We start from the raw sequence: 6,789 nt of genomic DNA on the forward strand, positions 1-6,789 counted from the left end.
CATTGCCAGGGTTCCGTGCCCGCCTCTCCGCCAACATGAACGCCCCCGGAACCGCCGAGATCTCCCTGAGATCCGCCCAGTTTCCCGACGACCTGCAGACCATTCGCGAGCTGTTTCTGGACTACCAGGCCGGGCTGGGCATCGATCTGTGCTTCCAGGGGTTCGAGACCGAGCTCGCCGAACTGCCGGGTGCCTATGCGGCGCCCGCCGGCGCCCTGTTGCTCGCCCTGGTGGACGGCCAGCCCGCCGGCTGCTGCGCACTGCGGCCCTTGCCCGATACCGACCACTTGAACGCCTGCGAGATGAAGCGCCTCTTCGTGCGTCCCGCGTTTCGCGGCTTCGGACTGGGACGTCTGCTGGTGGAACGCATCCTGTCGCATGGGCAGCTCGCCGGCTACACCACCATGCTGCTGGACACATTGAGCGACATGGAGACCGCGCGCGCCTTGTACCAAGAGGTGGGGTTCGTCGAGGTGGCACCCTACTACCACAACCCCATTCCTGGAGCGCACTACCTCAAGGTGGATCTCTGAGGTCATGCATCTGCCTCATGCCCACCCAAGAAAAAGCCGCGCCGTGATGCCACGGGCGGCTTTCTTTCAGGGGCGCAACTTCTTCAGACGCCTGACTTGACCTGGGCCAGCAGGGTGGCTGCGTCGCTCACCTCGAACTTGCCGGGGCCTTCGATGTTCAGCGACTTGACCACGCCGTCCTTGATCAGCATGGAATAGCGGTTGCTGCGCAAGCCCATGCCACGACCCGTCAGGTCCAGCGTCAGCCCGGTGGCCTTGGCGAAGTCGGCGCTGCCGTCGGCCAGCATGCGCACCTTGTCGCCCGTCTTCTGGTCGCGCGCCCACGCGCCCATCACGAACGCATCGTTCACGCTCAGGCACCAGATCTCGTCCACACCCGCCGCCTTGAAATCCGACGCATGCTGCACGAAGCCCGGGACATGCTTGGCCGAGCAAGTCGGCGTGAACGCGCCAGGCAGCGCAAACACGGCGATCGTCTTGCCGGCCGACGCCTTCTGCACGTCCACCGGGTTGGGACCGATGCTGCAGCCATTGCCCTCGACTTCGCTGTACTCCATCAGCGTGGCCGCCGGAATCTTCTCACCCACTTGAATCATGCTGTGCTCCTTGTTGTATCGGCCCTGAGGCCATGGATGCAATGCCCTTGGGAACCGGGCCCGAAAAAAGAAAAAGCGACCGAATTGTCGGTCGCTTTTCAATCCTGCGCTGCTTGCAGCGCAAAGCCGATCAAACCAGAGCGGCTTTTTGCACCAGGCGCGTCGCAACCCAGTTCTTGGTCTTCGACAGCGGACGGCTCTCCGTGATTTCGATCAGGTCGCCCATCTTGTACTCGCCCTTTTCGTCGTGGGCGTGGTACTTGCTGGACTTGGCCACGATCTTGTCGTAGAGCTCGTGCTTGACGCGGCGCTCGACCAGCACCGTCACAGTCTTGGCGCGCTTGTCGCTGACCACCTTGCCAACCAAGGTGCGCTTGAGGGATGTTTTAGCTTCCGTCATGGTCACTCCTTATTTGGCAGCGGCGGCTGCACGCTGCTTCTCGGCCAGAATGGTCTTGGCACGAGCGATCGCACGGCGGGTATCACCCAGCACGGCGTTGTTGTTCAGTTGTTGCGTGGCTTTCTGCATGCGCAGACCGAAATGGGCCTTTTGCAGAGACTTCACTTCGGCTTCGAGGCCGGCCACATCCTTTTGGCGCAGTTCAGCAGTTTTCATCTTGTGTTCTCCTGAATCACTGACCCAGCATGCGCGTTACGAACGTGGTCCGCAGCGGCAGCTTGGCGGCAGCCAGCGTGAATGCCTCGCGAGCCAACTGCTCAGGCACGCCCACGATCTCGTAGAGCACCTTGCCGGGCTGGATTTCAGCCACGTAGTACTCCACCGAGCCCTTGCCGTTGCCCATGCGGACCTCGGCAGGCTTGTTGGAAATCGGCTTGTCCGGAAACACGCGGATCCAGATGCGGCCACCACGCTTGACGTGGCGGGAGATCGCACGGCGCGCGGCCTCGATCTGGCGCGCGGTCAGACGACCACGGTCGGTGGACTTCAGGCCGAAGTCGCCGAACGCGACGGTGGCACCGCTGGTGGCGACGCCGGTATTGCGGCCTTTTTGTTCTTTACGGAACTTGCGGCGAGCAGGTTGCAACATGTTTATTCTCCTTTGCCGTCCGCAGCTGCAGATGCGGGCGCGGCGTCTTTGCGAACGCGCTTAACGGCGGGTTTGGTTTCGGTGCCAGCAGTGGCTTCGGCAGGCTTGTCGCTGCCATCGGCCGGTGCGGCATTGGCGCCAGGGCGACGCACTGCGGCGCGGGCAGGAGGACCTGCCGGACGCTCACGGCGCGGACCGCGCGGGCGACGCTCTTCTTCCACACGCGGCTCGGCGGCCACGGGCGCGTCATTGCGGCCCAGGGTGTCGCCCTTGTAGACCCAGACCTTGACACCGATGATGCCGTAGGTGGTCTTGGCTTCGGACGTGCCGTAGTCGATGTCGGCGCGCAGGGTGTGAAGCGGCACGCGGCCTTCACGGTACCACTCGCAACGCGCGATCTCGATACCGTTGAGACGGCCCGACGACATGATCTTGATGCCCTGGGCACCCAGGCGCATGGCGTTCTGCATGGCGCGCTTCATGGCGCGGCGGAACATGATGCGCTTCTCGAGCTGCTGCGTGATGCTGTCGGCGATCAGCTTGGCATCGATTTCGGGCTTGCGCACTTCCTCGATGTTGACCGCGACCGGCACGCCGAGCTTGGCGGCCAGTTCCTTCTTCAGCTTCTCGATGTCCTCGCCCTTCTTGCCGATCACCACGCCCGGACGCGCCGAGTAAATCGTGATGCGGGCGTTCTTGGCGGGGCGCTCGATCACAACGCGCGAAACGGCGGCGTTCTTGAGCTTGCCCTTGAGGTACTCGCGCACCTTGATGTCTTCAGCCAGCATGCCGGCGAAGTCACGGTTGCTCGCATACCAGCGGCTGGCCCAGTTGCGCGAAACGGCGAGGCGGAACCCGGTGGGGTTGATTTTCTGTCCCATATTCCTGTGACCTCTTCAGTTGCCGACCGTCACGTAGATGTGACACGTGGGTTTGCTGATGCGGTTGCCGCGGCCTTTGGCGCGGGCCGAGAAACGCTTGAGCGTGGTGCCTTGCTCGACGTAGATGGTCTTGACCTTCAGCTCGTCGATGTCGGCGCCATCGTTGTGCTCGGCGTTGGCAATGGCCGACTCCAGGGCTTTCTTGACGATACCGGCGGCCTTCTTCTGCGTGAACGCCAGGATGTTGAGGGCCTGGTCGACCTTCTTGCCGCGAATCAGGTCGGCAACCAGTCGGCCTTTGTCGACCGAGAGGCGAACGCCTCGAACGATTGAACGGGTTTCCATGGTTGATCCTTACTTCTTCGCTTTTTTGTCGGCCGGGTGGCCTTTGAACGTGCGCGTCAGCGAGAATTCGCCGAGCTTGTGACCCACCATCTGATCGGTGATGTACACAGGCACGTGCTGCTTGCCGTTGTGCACGGCGATGGTCAGGCCGATGAAATCGGGCAGGATCATCGAGCGACGCGACCAGGTCTTGACGGGCTTCTTGTCCTTGTTGGCCTGGGCTTTTTCAACCTTGGCCAGCAGGTGGTGGTCGACAAACGGACCTTTTTTGAGTGAGCGAGTCATGTTGTCAACCCTTTACTTCTTGCGACGCGAGACGATCATCGACTGCGTGCGGCGGTTGTTGCGGGTGCGGTAGCCCTTGGTCAGGTTGCCCCACGGATCCACCGGAGCGCGGCCTTCGCCAGTCTTGCCCTCGCCACCACCGTGCGGGTGGTCGATCGGGTTCATCGCGGTGCCGCGAACGGTCGGACGAATGCCCATGTGGCGCTTGACACCAGCCTTGCCCAGCTGGCGCAGGCTGTGTTCCTGGTTGGACACCTCGCCGATGGTGGCGCGGCAGTCCACGTGGACCTTGCGGACTTCACCCGAGCGCATGCGCACCTGGGCGTAGATGCCTTCGCGTGCCAGCAGCACGGCGGAAGCACCGGCCGAACGCGCGATCTGCGCGCCTTTGCCAACCTGCAGCTCGATGCAGTGGATCGTCGAACCAACAGGGATGTTGCGGATCGGCAGGGTATTGCCCACGCGAATCGGCGACTCCGAGCCGGACAGCAGGGTCGCACCCACTTCAACACCACGGGGAGCGATGATGTAGCGGCGCTCGCCGTCGGCATAGCACATCAGTGCGATGTGAGCCGTGCGGTTCGGGTCGTACTCGATACGCTCGACCTTGGCGGGGATACCGTCCTTGTCGCGACGAAAATCGACCACGCGGTAGTGGTGCTTGTGACCACCGCCCTTGTGGCGGGTAGTGATGTGACCGTTGTTGTTGCGGCCGGCCTTCTGGAACTGGGGCTCCAGCAGCGGTGCAAAACCCGCACCCTTGTGCAGTTGGTCACGCGTCACCTTCACCATGCCGCGGCGGCCTGGCGAGGTGGGTTTCATCTTGATGACTGCCATGATTAAACGCCCTCCCCACCGAAGTTCAGCTCTTGACCCGGCATGAGGGTCACATAGGCCTTGCGCACGTGATCACGGCGACCCACGGTCTTGCCAAAGCGCTTGGCCTTGCCCTTCTGGTTAAGCACGGACACGCCCTTGACCTGGACCTTGAACATCAGTTCAACGGCGGCCTTGATCTCGGGCTTGGACGCATCGCGCAACACCTTGAACATCACGGCGTTGGTCTGCTCGGCGACCTGAGTGGCTTTCTCGGACACGATCGGTGCCACGAGGACCTGCATCAGGCGGCCTTCGTCGTATTTCGTGACGCTCATGCGAACATCTCCTTGAGCTGATCAATCGCCGCCTTGGTGACGATGACCTTCTTGTAGTGCACCAGCGACAGCGGATCGGCGTAGCGCGGCTCCACCACCAGCACGTTGGGCAGGTTGCGCGAAGCCAGGTACAGGTTCTCGTCGACTTCCTCTGCGATCACCAGCACCGACTGCAGCTTCATCGCCTTGAACTTGTCGGCCAGTTGCTTGGTTTTGGGCGAGTCCACCTTCATGGAGTCGACCACGGCCAGGCGGCCTTCACGCACCAGCTGCGAGAAGATGGAGGCCATGCCGGCGCGGTACATCTTCTTGTTGAGCTTCTGGGTGAAGTTCTCGTCAGGGCTGTTCGGGAAGATCCGACCGCCTCCGCGCCACAGCGGCGAGGAGGTCATACCGGCGCGAGCGCGGCCCGTGCCCTTTTGCTTGAACGGCTTCTTGGTCGAGTGCTTGACCATCTGACGGTCTTTTTGCGCACGCGTACCCTGACGGGCGTTCGCCTGATAAGCCACCACCAGTTGGTGGATCAGTGCTTCGTTGTAGTCGCGACCAAACACGGTCTCGGGCACGTCCACGTTGGACGAGGCCTGACCCTGGTCGTTCAGGAGTTCAACTTGCATCAGTTTGCTCCCTTGCCGGATTTGGCCTTGATGGCGGGACGCACGGTCACGAAACCGCCGTTCGAGCCGGGCACGGCGCCACGGATCATGAGCAGTTGACGGGTCTCGTCCACGCGCACGATGTCGAGGTTCTGGATGGTCTTGGTCACATCGCCCAGGTGCCCGGTCATCTTCTTGCCCGGAAACACGCGGCCCGGATCCTGGGCCATGGAGATGGAGCCCGGCACGTTGTGCGAGCGGCTGTTGCCGTGCGATGCGCGTTGCGAGCTGAAGTTGTGGCGCTTGATCGTGCCGGCAAAGCCCTTGCCGATCGAGGTGCCCTGCACGTCCACCTTCTGACCCGCCGCGAAGATCGCATTGGGGGCCACCACGGCACCAGGCTGGTACTGGGCAGCCACGTCGGAGGCGACGCGGAATTCCTGGATGATTTCACCCGCTTCGACACCGGCCTTGGCCAGGTGGCCCGCTTCGGGCTTGGTCACGCGGGAAGCACGGCGCGCACCAAAGGTGACCTGCAGTGCATCGTAGCCGTCATGGGCCAGGGTTTTGACCTGCGTCACACGGTTGTTCGACACATCGACCACCGTGACAGGCACTGCGTCCCCGTCATCGGTGAACAGACGCATCATGCCCACCTTGCGACCCAACAACCCGAGGGAGTTGCTAAGACTCATTGTTTTCTCCGTTCCCGACTTCAATTGGCCGGGGCTGATTTTGCGGAACCAGGTTCCGCGTCAAGGGCCGGTCGTATCACATGGATCGCCGGCACCACGAAATCTCCAGCCAGAAGCTGGAAAGCCCGCCAGTATAACCGGCGGGCTCCCTTCATGCAAGCGCAATGAGCTCGTCCGCCCACGCGCTCGCTGTGACTGCCTTACTGCAGCTTGATCTCGACGTCCACGCCAGCGGGCAGGTCGAGCTTCATCAGGGCGTCGACCGTCTTGTCGGTCGGATCCACGATGTCCATCAGGCGCTGGTGGGTGCGGATTTCGAGCTGATCGCGGCTGGTCTTGTTGACGTGCGGCGAACGCAGGATGTCAAAGCGCTTCATGCGGGTCGGCAGCGGCACGGGGCCCTTGACGATCGCGCCCGTGCGCTTGGCAGTGTCGACGATTTCGGCGGCCGAGCTGTCGATCAGCTTGTAGTCGAACGCCTTGAGGCGGATGCGGATTTTCTGCTTGGTGGACATGGCCGATCCTTATTCGATGATCTTGGCAACCACGCCGGCGCCGACGGTGCGGCCGCCTTCGCGGATGGCAAAGCGCAGGCCTTCTTCCATGGCGATCGGCGCGATCAGCTTGACCGTGATCGACACGTTGTCACCCGGCA

At 62.6% G+C, this 6,789-nt stretch carries 13 protein-coding genes and 1 pseudogene; 1 reads left to right on the forward strand and 13 read right to left on the reverse strand.

Annotated features, from left to right (window positions below; genetic code table 11):
• Positions 1–35: 35 nt before the first annotated feature.
• Positions 36–533: a GNAT family N-acetyltransferase gene (locus tag AB7P10_RS18025; RefSeq protein WP_428295234.1), complete on the forward strand. Its 498-nt coding sequence runs from the start codon at positions 36–38 to the stop codon at positions 531–533.
• 83 nt (positions 534–616) lie between these two features.
• Here AB7P10_RS18025 and AB7P10_RS18030 read toward each other — a convergent pair whose 3' ends face one another.
• The 13 genes and pseudogenes from AB7P10_RS18030 to AB7P10_RS18090 all read right to left on the reverse strand — a co-directional run.
• Complete coding sequence (locus AB7P10_RS18030; protein ID WP_428295235.1) at positions 617–1,129, reverse strand: peroxiredoxin; 513 nt, start codon at positions 1,127–1,129, stop codon at positions 617–619.
• Positions 1,130–1,259: 130 nt separating this feature from the next.
• Positions 1,260–1,529, reverse strand: a complete 270-nt coding sequence (gene rpsQ / locus AB7P10_RS18035; protein WP_428295236.1) for a 30S ribosomal protein S17 — start codon at positions 1,527–1,529, stop codon at positions 1,260–1,262.
• 9 nt (positions 1,530–1,538) lie between these two features.
• Positions 1,539–1,745: a 50S ribosomal protein L29 gene (gene rpmC / locus AB7P10_RS18040; protein ID WP_297652726.1), complete on the reverse strand. Its 207-nt coding sequence runs from the start codon at positions 1,743–1,745 to the stop codon at positions 1,539–1,541.
• Positions 1,746–1,761: 16 nt separating this feature from the next.
• On the reverse strand, positions 1,762–2,178 hold the full coding sequence (gene rplP, locus AB7P10_RS18045) for a 50S ribosomal protein L16 (RefSeq protein WP_066272355.1): 417 nt from the start codon (positions 2,176–2,178) through the stop codon (positions 1,762–1,764).
• A gap of 2 nt (positions 2,179–2,180) precedes the next feature.
• Complete coding sequence (gene rpsC, locus AB7P10_RS18050; protein ID WP_291124650.1) at positions 2,181–3,059, reverse strand: 30S ribosomal protein S3; 879 nt, start codon at positions 3,057–3,059, stop codon at positions 2,181–2,183.
• Positions 3,060–3,074: 15 nt separating this feature from the next.
• Entirely contained in the window at positions 3,075–3,404 is a 330-nt protein-coding gene (gene rplV, locus AB7P10_RS18055; RefSeq protein ID WP_137918325.1) for a 50S ribosomal protein L22, read from the reverse strand.
• Between the two features lie 9 nt (positions 3,405–3,413).
• Complete coding sequence (gene rpsS, locus AB7P10_RS18060; RefSeq protein ID WP_297652715.1) at positions 3,414–3,689, reverse strand: 30S ribosomal protein S19; 276 nt, start codon at positions 3,687–3,689, stop codon at positions 3,414–3,416.
• A 12-nt stretch (positions 3,690–3,701) separates the two neighbouring features.
• A complete protein-coding gene (rplB, locus tag AB7P10_RS18065) occupies positions 3,702–4,526 on the reverse strand; it encodes a 50S ribosomal protein L2 (RefSeq protein ID WP_137918323.1) in 825 nt (274 codons plus the stop codon).
• Positions 4,527–4,528: 2 nt separating this feature from the next.
• The gene (rplW, locus tag AB7P10_RS18070; protein ID WP_056266794.1) at positions 4,529–4,843 is read right to left on the reverse strand and encodes a 50S ribosomal protein L23; all 315 of its coding nucleotides are present in this window, start codon (positions 4,841–4,843) and stop codon (positions 4,529–4,531) included.
• Positions 4,840–5,460, reverse strand: a complete 621-nt coding sequence (rplD, locus tag AB7P10_RS18075; RefSeq protein ID WP_428295237.1) for a 50S ribosomal protein L4 — start codon at positions 5,458–5,460, stop codon at positions 4,840–4,842. Before rplD ends, rplW begins: the two co-directional genes overlap by 4 nt.
• Complete coding sequence (rplC, locus tag AB7P10_RS18080; RefSeq protein ID WP_428295238.1) at positions 5,460–6,134, reverse strand: 50S ribosomal protein L3; 675 nt, start codon at positions 6,132–6,134, stop codon at positions 5,460–5,462. Before rplC ends, rplD begins: the two co-directional genes overlap by 1 nt.
• Positions 6,135–6,334: 200 nt before the next feature.
• A complete protein-coding gene (gene rpsJ / locus AB7P10_RS18085) occupies positions 6,335–6,649 on the reverse strand; it encodes a 30S ribosomal protein S10 (RefSeq protein ID WP_056266806.1) in 315 nt (104 codons plus the stop codon).
• Between the two features lie 9 nt (positions 6,650–6,658).
• Positions 6,659–6,789, reverse strand: a pseudogene (locus AB7P10_RS18090) (elongation factor Tu); the annotation flags it as partial.

This window comes from Hydrogenophaga sp., assembly GCF_050182545.1.
Lineage (GTDB): Bacteria > Pseudomonadota > Gammaproteobacteria > Burkholderiales > Burkholderiaceae_C > Hydrogenophaga.